Source organism: Lysobacter sp. TY2-98, assembly GCF_003367355.1.
In the GTDB taxonomy this organism is placed as follows: Bacteria; Pseudomonadota; Gammaproteobacteria; order Xanthomonadales; family Xanthomonadaceae; genus Cognatilysobacter.
In genome coordinates, this window is record NZ_CP031413.1 from 235,019 (window position 1) to 249,884 (window position 14,866).

The window sequence follows — 14,866 nt, forward strand, 5'->3', positions numbered from 1 at the left end:
GAGCCGGTCCCCGCACCACCGCCATGCAAACCCCGACCGCCTGCAGCTTGAGCGCGCCCGTGCGGACTCGCGTGGCCTCCAGGCGCGGCTATCCGCCGCAGTCATCGAAGTAGCGGGGCTGTCCTTGTGTGCGATTTCGCACACAACGGCTTCACGCCGTCGTGACGAAGATTCGCGCGGACGACTTGTGGTGACCCTGTGGCCAGGCATTCCGACCAACTCATCGCAGATGCGCTGGCTGCACTTTGTGCCGGCGACATGGGCGGCGCCACATTGACGGTCGATGAGCTCGAAGCTCTCGGGCTCATTTCGCGTGCCGGAGACTCGCTGCAGTGCACAGCGGACGGACTTCTGATGCTTGCCCTGAAGGCGAAGGGCGCATCCGACGCGGCGGGAGCCGAGCTCGCTTAGGCCGTCGCGTCCGTCGGCCGCAAGTCGACGGGAAAGCCGCGCGGGTGGCCGTTTACGAGCCAAGGCGGACGTTCGCGTGCCCGAAGCTACGATGTTGACGAGGCCGTCTGGGTTTGGCCGACAGCAGACCTCGGCATTTGCGATCCCGTCTTTGAGAGGTGACCGCCGACCAGAGCCCACGCCGGTTCAGTAGGTCCTCCGATTGCCGATGGCCCTGGGTTGACGGGCTCCATCACTGGCCCGAAAGGCTTCCTGCATCTGCAGCGGTGTGCCCGGGCGACTTAGTCACGCAGTCGCGCGGCGTGAGCGGCCCGGGTGCGTCGGCACGGATCGCCACACGCGATGTTGCGGCTGCAAGCAGGCGCACATAGGCGTCGGTATAGACCGATGCGCATCGCTGCGACAGATGCGACCACTCGGGAATGTCGAGCCCCTGCAATTGCGGATGGTCGTCGACGTGGATGCCGACCGCTTGCGCGCGTGCAAGTAGCGCGTCCCAGCCGAGCCGCCGCGGAATGCGCTGTTCCTCGCGAACACGCAACGGGCCGGACGATGGCGGTCGCACGAACACGACGTCGCCGCCGCGCGCACGGATGCGCGCCACCGCGGCCTGCGTCTTCGCAAGCGTGGACTCGATCGTCTTCGCATCGACCGGCGGACGCGGCGGACGTCCGGGCATGTCGAGCCAGGCTTGGCGTGCTTGCGCACGAAGGTGGGAGTCAGTCTCGATCTTGGACCACAGCGACGCCTGTCCGCGCTCATCGACCTGGATCAGCTTCCACGGGCGGTAGTACCACGACGCGCCGCCGCGTCGCTGCCCGCGATCTGTGGTGTAGACGAGCGTGCTGAGCCGGTATGCCGGATCGATGAAGGCGAAGTTGCGCTCGAGCACCCGCGACAGCAGGTAACCGGTGCGTTGCGACGGCATCTCGCTGTGGGAGCGATCGAGCGCGCGCTCCCCGTTGCCAATGCCATCGCGGAAGTACGACATGTCGGCCAGGCCGACGATGAGCAGACCGTGGAAATGCGGGTCGTTGGCGACGTCCTCGAGGAACGGTCGCGCGTTGGAGCCCGGTAGAGCGAGCTGCAGTGGACGCACGCCGGTGAGTTGCTGGAAACGGTCGAGGTCGGTGTCGAACAGGATGCGCGAGTCGCCGACGATCGCCACCGGCAGATCGCCCATGTCGATCTGCCGGCGCGCCGCGGCCCAGCCGGACGGTTCGATCCCGTAGTCCCCGGCGCGCAAACCGACACGCCGCATCTGCCACTCCCAGCCGGCGATCGCGATGACCGCGAGCAAGACGGCCGTCGCGGCGATGCCACGCCACGGCCGGGGTGGCACGGGACGAACCGGTACCGGCTGCGCTTCGCCCGGGCGATCCGCAGCAGTGGCGCGCACCGCATCGGGCAGCGCTTCAAAACTGGAAATAGATGAAGGCATTGCCTTCTCCCTGTTCGACCACCACCGCGAACGCCATGGCCGCCCAGCCGACTGCGATGGCGGGCGCTGGGATGCGTGCGACCACCGCTTCGAGCGTGGTGTCGCGCATGCGCCAGTGCACGGCCACGATCGACGTCATGATCAGCGCGACGGCGACCAGCTCGCACGCCGACAGCAGCGGCATCGGATGCGGCGTTGCGCCGGCCATGCCACGCAGCATCGTGAACGCGCCTTCGAAGGTCTTCGAGCGGAAGAACACCCACGTCACGTTGATCAACGCGTACGTCAGCAACCCGAGTCCGAAGAAGGTAAGCGGCCCGGGTCGCCAGTGCCCGAATCGCGAACGCAGCATGCGTTCACCGGCGAGGTACAAACCATGCAGCCCGCCCCAGGCGACGAAGGTCCAGTTCGCGCCGTGCCACAGGCCACCTAGCAGCATCGTCAGCATCAGCGCGATATAAGTGCGCGCGGGACCGTGGCGGTTACCACCCAGTGGGATGTAGAGGTAGTCGCGAAGCCACGACGACAGGGTGATGTGCCAACGTCGCCAGAAGTCCGAGAACCCGATAGCCGCATAAGGGAACCGGAAGTTGTCGGGCATCGCAAAGCCGAGGCACATCGCCGCGCCGATCGCCGTCGTGGAATAGCCGGCGAAGTCGCAGAAGATCTGTCCGCTGAAGGCGAGCGTGCCGATCCAGGCATCGAGAGCGCCCGGCGCCGTCTTCGCGTCGAACACTCCTTCCGCGGGCGGTGCGAGGAAACCGTCTGCCAACACGACCTTCATGAAGAGACCGAGCGTCATCAGCGCCAGGCCGAAGCGGATCGCGTCGCCGCTCGCGCGGCGCGGCTGCTCGAACTGTGGCACCAGCTCGGTCGGCCGCATGATCGGGCCGGCAACGAGGTGCGGGAAGAACGTCACAAACAGCGCGTAGTCGAGGAAGTTGCGCGCGGGCATCGCGCGGCGCAGGTACACATCGAGCGTGTAGGACAACGTGGCGAACGTGTAGAACGAAATGCCGACCGGAAGCACGATGTCGGACTTCGGCGGCTGATAGGCGACGCCCAGCGAGTGCATCAACGCGGCGAAGTTGTCGAGCGCGAACTCGCCGTACTTGAACCATGCCAGCATGCCGAGGTTCACCACCACCGACAGCAGCATCCACGCCTTGCGCGCAAGGGGTCTCTGCGCGTGCACGAGGCCCTGCGCGGCGTACCAATCCACTACTGTGGAAATCCACAGCAGGATGATGAAAGGCGGGTTCCACGCGGCGTAGAACAGGTAGCTCGCGAGCAGCAGATTGACTTTCTTGGTCGTCCAGCCCAGCGGCAGCGAATGCATCGCCAGCACGAGCACGAAGAACACCGCGAAGGTGAGCGAGTTGAAGACCATGGGCGGGCTCCGGCGCGTGGCGCGCCGAGCCCTTATAGGGCAGCCACGTATCGCACAGCGGCCGCCCGTCGGGTGTCGGCGTTAGCGATTTGTTACACACCGCGCGCGAAACCGTCCAGGGAGCAGGCCACCCGGCACCTCGGCCGCACCTACAGCCTGGCACCGGATAGCGCGCGGCCTTACACCGACGCCGCCACGCCGCCACGCCGACCTCGGCGCATCGGGGTGGAGACTGCCGACGGCTGTTCTCGAGCCCACGAGCACGCAGGTGGCCCAGCGCAACGACCGCTCATGGCCGGGCGGACATTGGCGTACTCGCCGCACACGGGGGCTGCGGCATGCTGGCGACATGACGACCAAGCCTTTCGCGCCCGCCTGCGAGCGCAATCGTGATCCGATCCTCGATGTGCTGCGTACCCGCTTCTTGGACCGCCGCAGCGTGCTCGAGGTCGGCAGCGGCACCGGCCAACATGCCGTGCATTTCGCTGCGGCGATGCCATGGTTGTCGTGGCAGTGCGCCGATCTCCCTTCGCAGTTGCCTGGTATCCGGCAATGGTTGGACGAGGCGAAACTTTCCAATACGCCGACGCCGATCCCGCTCGATGTATCTGGGCCTTGGCCGACGGGGCCGTACGATGCGGTGTTCAGCGCCAACACGCTGCACATCGTCGACTGGCCAGGCGTCGAGAAGTTCTTCGACGGCGTTGAACGCGTACTCGACAATGGGGGTGTGCTCGTCGTGTACGGCCCCTTCAACGAAGACGGCATCTACACGAGCCCAAGTAACCGCGACTTCGATGCTTGGCTAAAAGCGCGTGATCCGCGCTCAGGGATCCGAGATGTTGAGTCGGTGCGGATCCTCGCGGGGAACGCTGGTCTGCGGCTTGTCGACGACGTGGCCATGCCGGCGAACAACCGCTGCCTTGTCTGGCAGCGCGGCTGATGTCTTTCCAACGCTGGTTTCGGCCCAGATGTTCGGGGGATCGCCTCTAGCCGTCCGTTCTCCTGCAGCGCCGCTGATTGTGGAATGCCGACGTCCGCTTCCGACCCAGAGCGGACGCCTACCGGGACCTGTCGCAGCAAGCTCCCCGCTATTGCTTGCCGCGGCAAGTCGACAACTGCCAGTTCTCGATTTGGACCACTTGGGAATTCCTTGGACACGCGCCGCGCGCCACGATGTCGACAGCTAGCGTCACGCACGGTCCAATGAGGGAAGCGTGTGCCGCGCACGCAGTGACTACCACACTACGGGTGCCTGCCGTTCTTTAAACGCCATGCGGACGGGAAGCGCGAACGCGGTCAACCGACAGGCAAGGATGAGCATGCCGGCTTGCTGAGGAGTGCTGTCGCGCTGGTCGCTTTCCCTCACCAATCACCTGAGCCAGCGCCTCGGCAGCGGCGGGACCCGCGGAGCATGTTGTCGCTCGCCCGGCCTAGACACGTGTCGAGCCGCAAACGCCTTCCTGATCACACTTTCGGATCTCCAGGGCGTAGAACTGACCTCGATCAAGCGGAGCACACCGTGCGGGGCGACACTGCGGGGAAACGCCGCCCACGAGCCAGCGCTGCCCTGCAGGACCATCGTGCGAAACAACCATCCCGTGAGCGGGCGTGAGATTTGGTTGCCCCACGGAACGCTCCAGGTGCCGCCCACGGATATGCGTGCCTGTATCACGTTCGTTAAACGGGCGTCCGGCGAGATCAGCGGTCGCCGAGCCTGAGCGACACGCGCGGCTCGTGCTTAGACCGCGCGCCGGGGCGTAGACAACATTTGGTTCGGGAAAATTGGCATGGCACATCAAATCGTCATCCATGACAGGTTCGTCGAGGTTATACACAGCGGCGACGTCGGCTATCCGGAGCGTCTCTCCGCGCTACAAGCTGCGAAAGCCTTGAAAGAAATCCGGCCGGGCATGCCATTGCTGATCAACTTTCTTGGCGCACAGTTGCGCGCACCGCTCACGAATGAAGAGCAAGAGGTGCGCGAACGCATCGATTACACGACTCGTGTCGCCATGGATTCTTTTTTTGCTCATCGACGCGTTGCCATCGTCGGAGGTGATGAGCCGAACGTGCGCCCGGCGTCGGTCGCGGCTCAGATTCGACGATTGACGTTCCGTGCCTTTAGCGAACGCCAGGAGGGTCTGTGGTGGCTGCTTGAACCGGCCTGAGCCACAACTCGCTCGAGCAACCGCTTCTGGCCGAAAGCGGACATAGCTCTGCGTCGGTCAGCGCAGCAGCCGCCTCTGCGTATCCAGGACCATCAGCACGCTGCACACCGCGCCGCCTAAGACGCCTACGATGAGTGCGGTTGTGGCCGCGTTTCCCGATCGCGCCAGCGCATTCGTTGGGATGAGCCATGGAAAGTATGGGCCTAGGTCCGAGCCGGTCGCGGCGACGGCGACGAATGTGCCGCCAATGCCGAGCACGAGCGGTGGCACGAAACTGCGCCAGCGCAGGGCGGCCCAGAGTTGAAGCGCGACGAGGAACCAGGCACTCGCGAACATTCGCGCCAGCAAGCCGGCGAACGCGCGGAAATCGGGCGACCCCGCAAGCGATCGACCGGGCGTAAGTGCGTCGGCGATCAGACCACTCACGGGGGCCAGCATGCCGAGTGCAAGCGTCATCGCCGCACACAGCAGCAGCGCAACGACGAGTTTGGCAAGCAGAACCGACGCGCGCGGCACGGGCAATGCGAGCAGGTGATTCCAGAAGCGCGGCCCGTGCTCCATTTGTGCGATGAGCACGGTCAGCGCGGTCACCGACATGGGCAGCATGAAGAATCCCCACGTCGCCGCGTTGCCGGTGAGGTACATCGACCACGGCAGGTCCTTTCCGCCCTGGCGATTGAAGATGATGGCCATCAATACCGCGACGAACAGCGGCGCCGCCGCGCACAGCAGCAGCGCGAGCGAGCGTCGGAGCTTGGCGAACTCCACGACGATGCAGTTCAACAGCGACAGGTCATGCATGGGCGGCGACCGGCGCGAGCGTGAGTTCATGGAACATCTCCTCGAGGCAGGCCGCGCGTGCGCCCAGGCCATGTACCGGAATGTCGTGGCGGACCAGCAACGCATTGAGCTTCGCGAGTTCCGATGCCTGCGCGGAGCCGTGCACGAGCACGCGGTCTCCATCGACACGCACGTCGAGCCCCGTCCTGTGAAGAAGTTCGCGGGCGATCTCGGGCTGGTCGGTCTGGATCTCGATGCGCGCGCCATGGCGCCGGCGCAAATCGTCCACGGTGCCTTGAAGGACAAGGGCGCCGCGATCCATGAGGCCGACGTGGGTCGCGATCTGGTCGATCTCGCCCAGCGCATGGCTGGAGACGAGGACCGTGACTCCCTCGCGCTCGGGCAGTTCGCGCAGCACCAGGCGCATGTCCCGCACGCCGTGCGGATCCAGCCCGTTGGTGGGCTCGTCCAGCACGAGCAGGCGCGGGCTGCCGAGCAGCGCCCGCGCCACGCCGAGCCTCTGGCGCATCCCCAGCGAGTACGCGCCGACCCGGCGACCGGCATCGCCCGACAGGGAGACGATGCCGAGCACGCGATCGATCGCACTGCGGGGAACGCCCAACAGGCGCGCAGTGATCGCGAGGTTCTCGCGGCCGGTCAGGTGGTCGTAATGGCACGGCGTCTCGACCATCGCGCCGGTGAGGCGCGCGGCCTGCAGGCGCTCGCGTTGCACGTCGTGGCCGAACAGCGAGATCGCGCCGGCCGTTGGGCGGAGCAACCCCAGGATCATCCGGATCGTGGTGGTCTTGCCCGCCCCGTTGGGGCCGAGGAATCCGTAGATGGCGCCGGTGGGCACGTCGAGGTCGAGGTCGCGGACCGCCTCGACGCCGCCGAAGCGGCAGCCGAGGCCCCGGGCGCGGATAGCGACTGTCATGCGGGGGCCTACCGGGCGTAGAATTTAAGTTAGAGCTTAATATATTTAAGTAGGACTTAAAGTCAATGACCAGCAAAGACCTCAAGCGGCTCCAACAGCAGAGCCGCTGGCTGAGCACGGTGGCCGGCCTGATGTTTCTCGGACTCGCGGCGTTGGTGGTACTGCCGCTGCTGGCGGTGATCCAACGGAACGACCTCACCCTCGATGAAGTCCTGGGCCGCGGCGTCTGGATGCAGTGGTTGCCCACCATTCCGTACCTGTTCGCCATCGTCGCCATCCGTCGGGGCTTCGCCGTGTTCGCTCGCGGCGGTCGGGTGGGCATTGCGATGGGTGTTGCCTGCCGGCGTGCGGGATGGGCCCTGGCGATCGGCGCGGGCTTCAGCGCCTTCGGCGTGCCGATGCTGGCGCGCGCGGGGGACGCGCATTCGCGAACGCTGATGAACTTCGACCCGGCCTACGTGGCGATCGGCGTCGTCGGGCTGGCGCTCGTGCTGTTGGGCGGTCTTCTGGATCGCGCCTCATCGGCGGAGGCGCGAGTGGAATCCCTCGAGCACGAGTTGCAGGAGTTCGTCTGATGCCGGTCGGGGTCACATTGGACGCGGTGCTCGCCGCGCGACGGATGACGGCCAAAGAGCTGGCGCGTCGCGTGGGACTGAGCGAAACGCAGCTCTCGATGCTGCGTACCGGAAAGGTTCGCGGCATGCGCTTTTCGACCATGGCGGCCCTGTGCGCCGTTCTCGAGTGCCAACCCGGTGATTTGCTGTCCTATACGTTCGATGCATCCGACGTCGGCGGTGCGGTCAACGACGGAGTTCAGCCGAAGTGATCCGCGGTTGTGCTGGTGGCTTTGGCTGGTCGTCACCGGTCAACGCTGTGCCACATGCCGAGCGTCCGTTTCCGACCCAAAGCGGACATCGGCGCTTATGCAGAGTGCGAAACAAAAAAGCCCCGCCGAAGCGGGGCTCTTCCGTCCAGAGGTGTCGTTAGCAGCAACCCATCGGGCAACCCGAGGCGGCCCAAGCGGCGAATGCGGCCGAGAACAGCGCAACACCGACCAGAATCTTCTGAAGCTTCACGGATCACCTCCTTTCGAGTGGACGTGGAGGGACGGTAACGGATGTGCGGCTAACCCTCAATCCAACTTCAGCCGCACAAACGTCATAGCTCCCGTCGGCCGACGGCTGCCGTACAGGTCGTTTAACTGTTCAGGTACGAAGTTGAGCGCGTACAGACCGCCGACGCCGAATAGAACGTGCTGCGCGACACGGAAGTCACGCACGGCACCGATCGAAACCTTGCCGACTTGGTACGCAGGGCCATGGCCATCATCCGCGTCCACGAGCTCGCGGTTTTCGGTGCTTTCCCCGCGCCCGAAGTACGTCCAGCCGCCATGCTTCAGCGACGCCTCTACCGCGTAGGCGTCATCGTTGAAGTGTTGGCCGTGATGTTCGATCGACTTGCGTCCCCACGCCGCGGTGCCAGCGAAGCGCCATCCGGTGGCGAACTCGCGAGCGTACAGCGCGCTCGCCGACCATCGATCCTGATCCACGCCAGGTTCAAGCTGTTCGGGATCCTTGAAGCGTCCCCAACTGACTTGCAACGCGAGTGAGTCAATCGGGTTCCACGACGCGCGGAGGGCGGTCGAATCGATCGCGCCGGTCTCGATGTTCCAGCGATGCTCGTCCGGCTCGCGCGCGTTGAATCGGCTGACCTCGAACTTGGCCTTGTCCACGACCACGCCCGCGGTCACTACGCCCATGCTGATGTGCGTAGAGTCCAACCAGTGGTGCGTTATCGGTGCTTCCGGTGATTCCATGATCGCTTCACGATGCATGAAGGCAGGCGGACCGAATGCGGGCTCGCCCGGAAGACCGCCGTAGACGAACACCGAACTGCGCGGACCGATGTTGTGCGAGACCGACGCAGCCAACTCCATGAAGAAGTCGTGCGGGTGCTGACGATCGACAAGCCGATCAACGCCGTTCGCTGTTTCACCGCTCGCGAGAAGAAGCGGATAGCCGCGCGCGCCCATGAGTGGGTCCGGGCTCAGCATCGCCCGCAATTGAAGCGTCCCGTCGCCCAGCGGGCGCTGCGCCATGCCCATCACCATTCCTGACGCGAACGAGCCGCTGTCACCGCGCGGTCCTGACTGATCGTCGTAGACGGCATTGACGACGCCATGCGCCATCAGCATCCAGTCGCCACGCATGGCGTGAAGTCCGCTGTGCCCGGACGCATCCGGCTGCCACGAGGTGCCCGACGCTTCGCGACTCGACGAGTACGGGCCAAGCGCCCCCGCCATACCGTGCATGGAGTGACCGGACGCACTCATACCCGGCATGTCGCCATCGGCCGTCATGTCGTGGCCCATAGCGGAATGGTCCATTGTTGAATGGTCCATGGACTGCGCCGTCGGTTGCGTTGGTGCAGGCACGGTCGTAGTCGTGGCTGGCGGCTCGCCGTGATGGTCGTGCTGCGCGAGCGAGGGAAATGCAGCGCTGGCAGCCATGGCCGCAGTGAGTACCGCAGTGATCTTCATGAGGGAATCTTCCGCTGGCGCGCAGTGGCGCATTTGTGAAGCCGGCGCTCGCTGTTGAGGCCGTCTGGGTTGCTGAAAGAAGGCGCTACATCAGGCGCGCGAGCATCCACATCGCCATGCCGACCATCATCAGGTTCTCGGCAAGCGACACCGCACCGAGCGGGACGCGACTGTCACCGCCTACGCAAGCGCACTTGATTTCGCGCTTGTCGATGTAGACCGCCTTGATGACGGACGCGGCACCGATGCCGCCAATGAGCAGCGCAACGGGAATGGACACGGCGTGCAGCACGCCCGCAACCATCAGCACGCCCGCCGCCGCCTCTGCGAACGGGTAGATGTACGCATAGGGCACCCACCGCTTCGCGAGTAGGTCATAGCCCAGAAACATGCTTGAAAAGCGCTCGACGTCCTGCAACTTCAGAAGCGCGAGCACACACATGGACAGGCCGACGAACCACTGCAACGCCTGCCAGGTCATCGGCTTTTCGTACGCGGCTTGGCTCACAGCCACTGCCATCAACGCCGTCATGGCGAAGACAGCCAATACTGGCTTGTAAGTGGTCGCTTTAGGATCGCGTACGGTCTTGCCGAAATGGCGGCGCAGGTCGTCGTATCCCCCGATGCGCTGGCCACCTGTGAACGCTTGCGGCGTGGTGGCTACGCCGTGCTCGGCCTTGAAGGCATCGACCTGCTCGCGCGTGGTCAACCAGCGATCGTCGACGGTGAAACCGCGCCGGCGAAGCAGGTCTAGCGCCTTGATGCCGAACGGGCACGTGTGGGTCGGCATCACCATCCGATAAAGGGTGGCGCGACGGCTGGTTGGTGCGTTCATCGAATGCCTCCATGAAGCTGTGCGGACAGGCTACAGTCCGTACCTTGGTACGGAGTCAAGCGATGGACGGAATGACGATTGCCGGGCTGGCGCGCGCCGGCGGTGTGGGCGTCGAAACGGTGCGCTACTACCAGCGACGCGGACTGCTCGGCGTACCGGAGCGCGGAATTGACTCCGGCATCCGTCGGTATGGCAGCGATGACGTACGCAAGCTCCGCTTCATCCGATCCGCACAATCGGCTGGCTTCACTTTGGAGGAGATCGCGTCACTCGTGGAAATGGATGCGGTTGCTGACCGCGGGCCCGCGCGAGCGTTGGCGCTGCAACGCATCGAGGCACTTGATGCCAAGATCGCGGAGCTAACCGAGGCGCGCAACGGTCTGGTTCGCTTGGCTGCGCGCTGCGGTGGCAAGGGTGCAGGGCCGTGCCCGATTCTTTCGGCGTTCGAGCCTGAGGGTTAGCGCGGGAGAGTCACGGCAACGTCGGCTTTCGACCCAAAGCGGACTTCCACCTGGGAACGCCGCCATTGGTGAACCCGGACATGTCCATGGCACGCCTGAGCGTGTCGGTTCGTCTGCCGCGAGCCACCGGGCGAAGCTGAGCCCCTGCAAGGTTTCACCGCGGGAGTACGTCCAACCAGTTCAGGCCCAAGGCCGCTACGCAGGCGACGATCAGGCCGACGCTCGTCCAGCCCGCCACCGCTGTCGCCGCTCCGGAGCGTCCGTTGCCCATGATTCGGCGGTCCTGCGTGAGCAACTGCAGTGCCACGACGTGGAACGGCAGCATCACGGCATTGACGACCTGGCTGCTGTAGATCAGCGGAATCAGCGGCAGGCCGGGTAGGGAAACGATGCTTGCCGCCGCGGCGACCAGGACCACGAACGCGACATAGAAGATGCGGAAATGGCGGGTGTCCAGGTCCAGCGACGCCGGTGAGCCGACGCCTTCTGCGATGGAATAGGCCGTGGCCAATGGCACCACGGCGGCTGCCAGCAATGCCGCGCCCAGCAGACCGGCGCCGAACAGCGCTTTCGCGAATGAACCGGCGAGCGGCCGCAGTGCGGCGGCGGCGTCACTGGCGTCGTTGATGTGGACGCCCGCGCGATGAAGCGTCGCAGCGCATGCGACAGCGATGGCGAGGCCGATCAGACCCGTCAGCAAGGAACCGATGACGACGTCGACACGCTCCCAGCGCAGCTGCGCGAGCGTGATCTTCTTGTCCACCGAATACGACTGGATGAAAGCCAGCCCCCACGGGGCGAGTGTCGTGCCGAGAGTTGCCGCGACGGCGATCCAGCCGGTGGAGTCGTTCGGCAGGGTCGGGGTCAGTGAGCCGTGCAGCACGCGCGACCAGTCCGGCTTCGCGAGAACCCCGTCGATCAGATAAAGACCGAGCGTCGCGGAGATCAGCAGCAGTACGCGCTCGACACGGTGGAACGATCCGAGGACGACGACCAGCGAAATCAGCAACGCGGAGACCGGCGTGCTGACCCATGTCGGAATGCCGACGAGCGAACACGCGGCGGAGATGCCCGCGTACTCGGCGCAGATCGTCCCGAAGTTCGCGAACACCAGGCCGACGAGTGCCGCATATCCGTATCGCCGCCCCCATCGTTCCCGGATGATGCCGACGAACCCTTTTCCCGTTGCGGCGCCGAGGCGCATGGCCATCATGTGGAACTGGATGAGAAGCACGGTCGAGGCCGGGATGATCCAGATCAAGCGATAGCCGTGATCGGTGCCGAGGACGGAATACGTGGTGATTCCGGCCGGGTCATCGTCGGAGAGCCCAGCCAGCAAGCCGGGGCCGAGTACCGCCATGAACGCCGCGAACGCGCTGGCACCCTGCATTCGAAAATGCGCGAAGCGCAGGGAGATGCCGCGACGATGGTGTGCTGTCGCATGCGGCGGCGTCCGCGCCGCGGCGTGCAGGCGGCGAATCAGGCCAGGCCGGTGCTTCGCAGTCCTCATCTCGGAACAAGTGGGCGTGTGCCGTTTCCTGACGTGTCGGATCGCGTTCGAACATTCACCGCGTGGCATCCATTCCTGGCGCGCGACGACCACTGACGTCGTCGTCCCGTGCGCCCGCGGCCTTGCCGGGTGGAACCCGCGCGGCCGCGACGCCGCCACGTATGCACCAGCGGCGGCATGGAGTTGAAGATGGTCCATCAACGGCGTTGAACCCGTCGAAGGCACCGGATCGGGCCGCTCGCGTCACCCAATGACGAGGCGATCGACGACATGCCTCACGCCCGGCGCCGACCACGCGGCGCGCTCGTCGGGCACGGTGCCGTCCCACCGCAGGAGTGCGAGGGCGCGATGGACGATGTCTTCGTCCGTCGGGCCGTCGGCCGGCCGATGCACGTCGACGGTGTCGACGATGGCCTTGGCGCCTTTGACGCGCCACGTGGCACGTTCGGCTGCCATCTTTTGTGCGTACGACTCCACATGCCCGCCCAAGGTGATGACGCGGGCGGCCGCCGCGACACCGATGCGGCTGCCGTCGACGCCAGGCTCGAAAGCCAGCTCGTCGAGCACGGCTTGCTGCTGGTCGGCATCGGCGAAGTGGTCTGACATGGCAGTGGTCGCTCGTGCGAGGAGACGCCTTGCGCCATTCCACGTCCAGCCGTCCCACTCGATGTTGACCGGCGTCAGCAACGGACCGCGACGGCTTCGAATGCGAATGCTGATTCGGTCAGCAACTCCACGAGCCGGGCCGTCCACATTGAGCGGCAACGCGCTCGGCCGAGGTCACGGCCTTTGCCCGCGCACCACCCGACAACGAGGCTTCAGATGACCACGGCAACGACACGACGCGGAAATACGGCAGGCGGCACGATCCGCACCACGCTGCGCGCCGGCTCGCGCGCCGCACGCGAGACGCTGCACGACGTGGAGGGTTCGCTGGATCGCGGCGCACGGCAGGCGAGAAAGATCGAGCGCGCCGCGTTCGACCGGGCGGAGAAGTTTGGCGGCACGGTCGTGCGGCGCGTTCGCGAGCGACCGCTGACCGCACTGTCACTGGCGGGTGTCTCCCTGGCGCTTTTCTACTTCATGACCAAGCCGCGTCGCACCGATCAGTAATCGGTGTGTGCGGCTTTGCGTCAACGGCATCGCGAGCGGGCCGCCGAGCACTACCGATCGGCAGCGGTGCGTAGCGCCTCACGGGTCGCGCTCCGCTCAACCGGGTTCTCGTGCTAATGCCGCATCACCATGGGAAGCGGAGCGTGCTCGAGCAGATGCCGGGTAACGCCGCCCAGAATCCATTCCGAAAAGCGCGTGTGGCCGTACGCGCCCGTGACGAGCAGGTCGGCTTGCTCCTCACGGGCGGCACTCAATAGGGCCGCGCCCGTCGGCTCACCACCGTCACCGATGTCACCAAGTTGCCGGATCCGCGCGTTGGGTCGGTGCCGCGCGAGCCACGGAGGGAGTGCAACGGTCGGCCAGACCTCCGCCGCTCGACGGTCGTTACCCACCAGCACGACGACGTCCCGAGCGTGCTCAACGAACGCGCGAGCGCCGTGCAGTGCGCGTGCGGCGCCGGGCGTTCCATTCCACGCCACGGCGACGGTGCCGGCCAGCCGGGCGGGGTCGGTGCCCGCAGGCACGATGAGCGTCGGCAGGCGGTTCGACAGGACGATTCGCGCGACACCGGCGGGCCGGGCCCACCAATCGTCGTCGCGGGACGACCGCTGTGTGACGTAAAGATCGTGCCAGGTCGCGATCCTCGACATGACGTGCGTCGCATCACCCGCTGAAGCCATCCATACCGCATTGCGCACGCCGAGGGACGACGCCCAGGCGCTGAATGCCGGTGCGTTTTTTTCGGCCTCCTCGACCAGGCGCTCGGCTTCGAGTGTCGCCGCGGCATCGAGCATGCCGGGGTCATAGGGCGCGAGCGGCAGCAGGCCCATCGGCACCACGTGAACCGCGGTCAGCGAGCCGCGGAACGATGCCGCGACTCGGGCGGCGATCTCGACGTCGAACCCTGAGCCATCCGCGCTCGTCGAGCGCACGAGCACATCGAGCATGGCCTTGCCCTCAGCGTAGGTCCGTCTGCACCTTCTGCAATGTGCCTTCGCGGCTTACTGACGCGCGTCAGTGAACGACACGTGCTCGAACTGCCCACGGACAGAAGCGAGAAGACCGGCCGCCGTGGCGGGTATCAATCCACCACACGGCGCAGATGCGAAAGAGCCGCACCGCGAGCAGCGGCGGGTGAGCGAACTGAGCCGGCATGGACGACGCCCGAAGGGATGATTCGCAGTGGGGTCAGCTCTGCGCAGACGGAACCTGATTCACGTCAGCTGTCGGACGGCGCGATGCGTCGAAAGTGGTGAGGCAAGCGGCCACGCACCCATTTCT

15 protein-coding genes are annotated in these 14,866 nt (G+C 65.7%); 6 read left to right on the forward strand and 9 right to left on the reverse strand.

Translation table 11 applies throughout. The features are described from left to right. Positions 1-643 precede the first annotated feature (643 nt). Complete coding sequence (locus DWG18_RS01160; RefSeq protein ID WP_162823632.1) at positions 644-1,852, reverse strand: hypothetical protein; 1,209 nt, start codon at positions 1,850-1,852, stop codon at positions 644-646. Beyond that, positions 1,827-3,242, reverse strand: a complete 1,416-nt coding sequence (locus tag DWG18_RS01165; protein ID WP_115644686.1) for an MBOAT family O-acyltransferase — start codon at positions 3,240-3,242, stop codon at positions 1,827-1,829. Before DWG18_RS01165 ends, DWG18_RS01160 begins: the two co-directional genes overlap by 26 nt. Positions 3,243-3,591: 349 nt before the next feature. Between DWG18_RS01165 and DWG18_RS01170 the strand changes: the two genes are divergently transcribed. Together DWG18_RS01170 and DWG18_RS01175 are read left to right on the forward strand one after the other, a co-directional pair. Beyond that, positions 3,592-4,185 (forward strand): DUF938 domain-containing protein, encoded by a 594-nt coding sequence (locus DWG18_RS01170; RefSeq protein ID WP_115644687.1) that lies wholly within the window; start codon positions 3,592-3,594, stop codon positions 4,183-4,185. A gap of 847 nt (positions 4,186-5,032) precedes the next feature. Next, the gene (locus DWG18_RS01175; RefSeq protein WP_115644688.1) at positions 5,033-5,413 is read left to right on the forward strand and encodes a hypothetical protein; all 381 of its coding nucleotides are present in this window, start codon (positions 5,033-5,035) and stop codon (positions 5,411-5,413) included. Positions 5,414-5,470: 57 nt separating this feature from the next. On the opposite strand, the gene DWG18_RS01180 is transcribed toward DWG18_RS01175, so the two are convergent. Both DWG18_RS01180 and DWG18_RS01185 read right to left on the reverse strand, forming a co-directional pair. Continuing rightward, positions 5,471-6,181: an ABC transporter permease gene (locus DWG18_RS01180; RefSeq protein ID WP_162823633.1), complete on the reverse strand. Its 711-nt coding sequence runs from the start codon at positions 6,179-6,181 to the stop codon at positions 5,471-5,473. 25 nt (positions 6,182-6,206) lie between these two features. Then, positions 6,207-7,127 (reverse strand): ABC transporter ATP-binding protein, encoded by a 921-nt coding sequence (locus tag DWG18_RS01185; RefSeq protein ID WP_115644690.1) that lies wholly within the window; start codon positions 7,125-7,127, stop codon positions 6,207-6,209. A gap of 65 nt (positions 7,128-7,192) precedes the next feature. On the opposite strand from DWG18_RS01185, the gene DWG18_RS01190 reads away from it, so the two are divergent. Beyond that, complete coding sequence (locus DWG18_RS01190; protein WP_115644691.1) at positions 7,193-7,702, forward strand: hypothetical protein; 510 nt, start codon at positions 7,193-7,195, stop codon at positions 7,700-7,702. Continuing rightward, complete coding sequence (locus DWG18_RS01195; RefSeq protein ID WP_115644692.1) at positions 7,702-7,953, forward strand: helix-turn-helix transcriptional regulator; 252 nt, start codon at positions 7,702-7,704, stop codon at positions 7,951-7,953. The genes DWG18_RS01190 and DWG18_RS01195 overlap by 1 nt, the downstream gene beginning before the upstream one ends. A 306-nt stretch (positions 7,954-8,259) precedes the next feature. On the opposite strand, the gene DWG18_RS01200 is transcribed toward DWG18_RS01195, so the two are convergent. Both DWG18_RS01200 and DWG18_RS01205 read right to left on the reverse strand, forming a co-directional pair. Next, a complete protein-coding gene (locus tag DWG18_RS01200; protein ID WP_162823634.1) occupies positions 8,260-9,666 on the reverse strand; it encodes a hypothetical protein in 1,407 nt (468 codons plus the stop codon). A gap of 85 nt (positions 9,667-9,751) precedes the next feature. Continuing rightward, a complete protein-coding gene (locus DWG18_RS01205) occupies positions 9,752-10,501 on the reverse strand; it encodes a glutaredoxin family protein (protein ID WP_115644694.1) in 750 nt (249 codons plus the stop codon). 62 nt (positions 10,502-10,563) lie between these two features. Here DWG18_RS01205 and DWG18_RS01210 point away from each other — a divergent pair, with 62 nt between their 5' ends. Further along, positions 10,564-10,962 carry a MerR family transcriptional regulator gene (locus DWG18_RS01210; protein WP_115644695.1) on the forward strand — a complete coding sequence of 133 codons (399 nt, stop codon included), beginning with the start codon at positions 10,564-10,566 and terminating at the stop codon, positions 10,960-10,962. Positions 10,963-11,116: 154 nt separating this feature from the next. Here DWG18_RS01210 and DWG18_RS01215 read toward each other — a convergent pair whose 3' ends face one another. Together DWG18_RS01215 and DWG18_RS01220 are read right to left on the reverse strand one after the other, a co-directional pair. Continuing rightward, entirely contained in the window at positions 11,117-12,352 is a 1,236-nt protein-coding gene (locus DWG18_RS01215; protein ID WP_205289384.1) for a divalent metal cation transporter, read from the reverse strand. Between the two features lie 363 nt (positions 12,353-12,715). Further along, the gene (locus DWG18_RS01220; RefSeq protein WP_162823635.1) at positions 12,716-13,159 is read right to left on the reverse strand and encodes a BON domain-containing protein; all 444 of its coding nucleotides are present in this window, start codon (positions 13,157-13,159) and stop codon (positions 12,716-12,718) included. Between the two features lie 135 nt (positions 13,160-13,294). On the opposite strand from DWG18_RS01220, the gene DWG18_RS01225 reads away from it, so the two are divergent. Further along, complete coding sequence (locus DWG18_RS01225) at positions 13,295-13,585, forward strand: hypothetical protein (RefSeq protein WP_115644698.1); 291 nt, start codon at positions 13,295-13,297, stop codon at positions 13,583-13,585. Positions 13,586-13,698: 113 nt separating this feature from the next. Here the strand turns inward: DWG18_RS01225 and DWG18_RS01230 are convergent, their stop codons facing one another. After that, positions 13,699-14,532 (reverse strand): universal stress protein, encoded by an 834-nt coding sequence (locus tag DWG18_RS01230; RefSeq protein ID WP_115644699.1) that lies wholly within the window; start codon positions 14,530-14,532, stop codon positions 13,699-13,701. Between the last annotated feature and the right edge of the window lie 334 nt (positions 14,533-14,866).

Excerpts from the sequence above, each read along its gene's own strand:
- DWG18_RS01215 (WP_205289384.1), bottom strand. The coding sequence starts at position 12,352 with ATGCAGGGTGCCAGCGCGTTCGCGGCGTTCATGGCGGTACTCGGCCCC.
- DWG18_RS01230 (WP_115644699.1), bottom strand. The coding sequence starts at position 14,532 with ATGCTCGATGTGCTCGTGCGCTCGACGAGCGCGGATGGCTCAGGGTTC.
- DWG18_RS01195 (WP_115644692.1), top strand. The coding sequence starts at position 7,702 with ATGCCGGTCGGGGTCACATTGGACGCGGTGCTCGCCGCGCGACGGATG.
- DWG18_RS01205 (WP_115644694.1), bottom strand. The coding sequence starts at position 10,501 with ATGAACGCACCAACCAGCCGTCGCGCCACCCTTTATCGGATGGTGATG.
- DWG18_RS01165 (WP_115644686.1), bottom strand. The coding sequence starts at position 3,242 with ATGGTCTTCAACTCGCTCACCTTCGCGGTGTTCTTCGTGCTCGTGCTG.
- DWG18_RS01190 (WP_115644691.1), top strand. The coding sequence starts at position 7,193 with ATGACCAGCAAAGACCTCAAGCGGCTCCAACAGCAGAGCCGCTGGCTG.
- DWG18_RS01210 (WP_115644695.1), top strand. The coding sequence starts at position 10,564 with ATGGACGGAATGACGATTGCCGGGCTGGCGCGCGCCGGCGGTGTGGGC.
- DWG18_RS01185 (WP_115644690.1), bottom strand. The coding sequence starts at position 7,127 with ATGACAGTCGCTATCCGCGCCCGGGGCCTCGGCTGCCGCTTCGGCGGC.
- DWG18_RS01170 (WP_115644687.1), top strand. The coding sequence starts at position 3,592 with ATGACGACCAAGCCTTTCGCGCCCGCCTGCGAGCGCAATCGTGATCCG.
- DWG18_RS01225 (WP_115644698.1), top strand. The coding sequence starts at position 13,295 with ATGACCACGGCAACGACACGACGCGGAAATACGGCAGGCGGCACGATC.
- DWG18_RS01200 (WP_162823634.1), bottom strand. The coding sequence starts at position 9,666 with ATGAAGATCACTGCGGTACTCACTGCGGCCATGGCTGCCAGCGCTGCA.
- DWG18_RS01175 (WP_115644688.1), top strand. The coding sequence starts at position 5,033 with ATGGCACATCAAATCGTCATCCATGACAGGTTCGTCGAGGTTATACAC.
- DWG18_RS01160 (WP_162823632.1), bottom strand. The coding sequence starts at position 1,852 with ATGCCTTCATCTATTTCCAGTTTTGAAGCGCTGCCCGATGCGGTGCGC.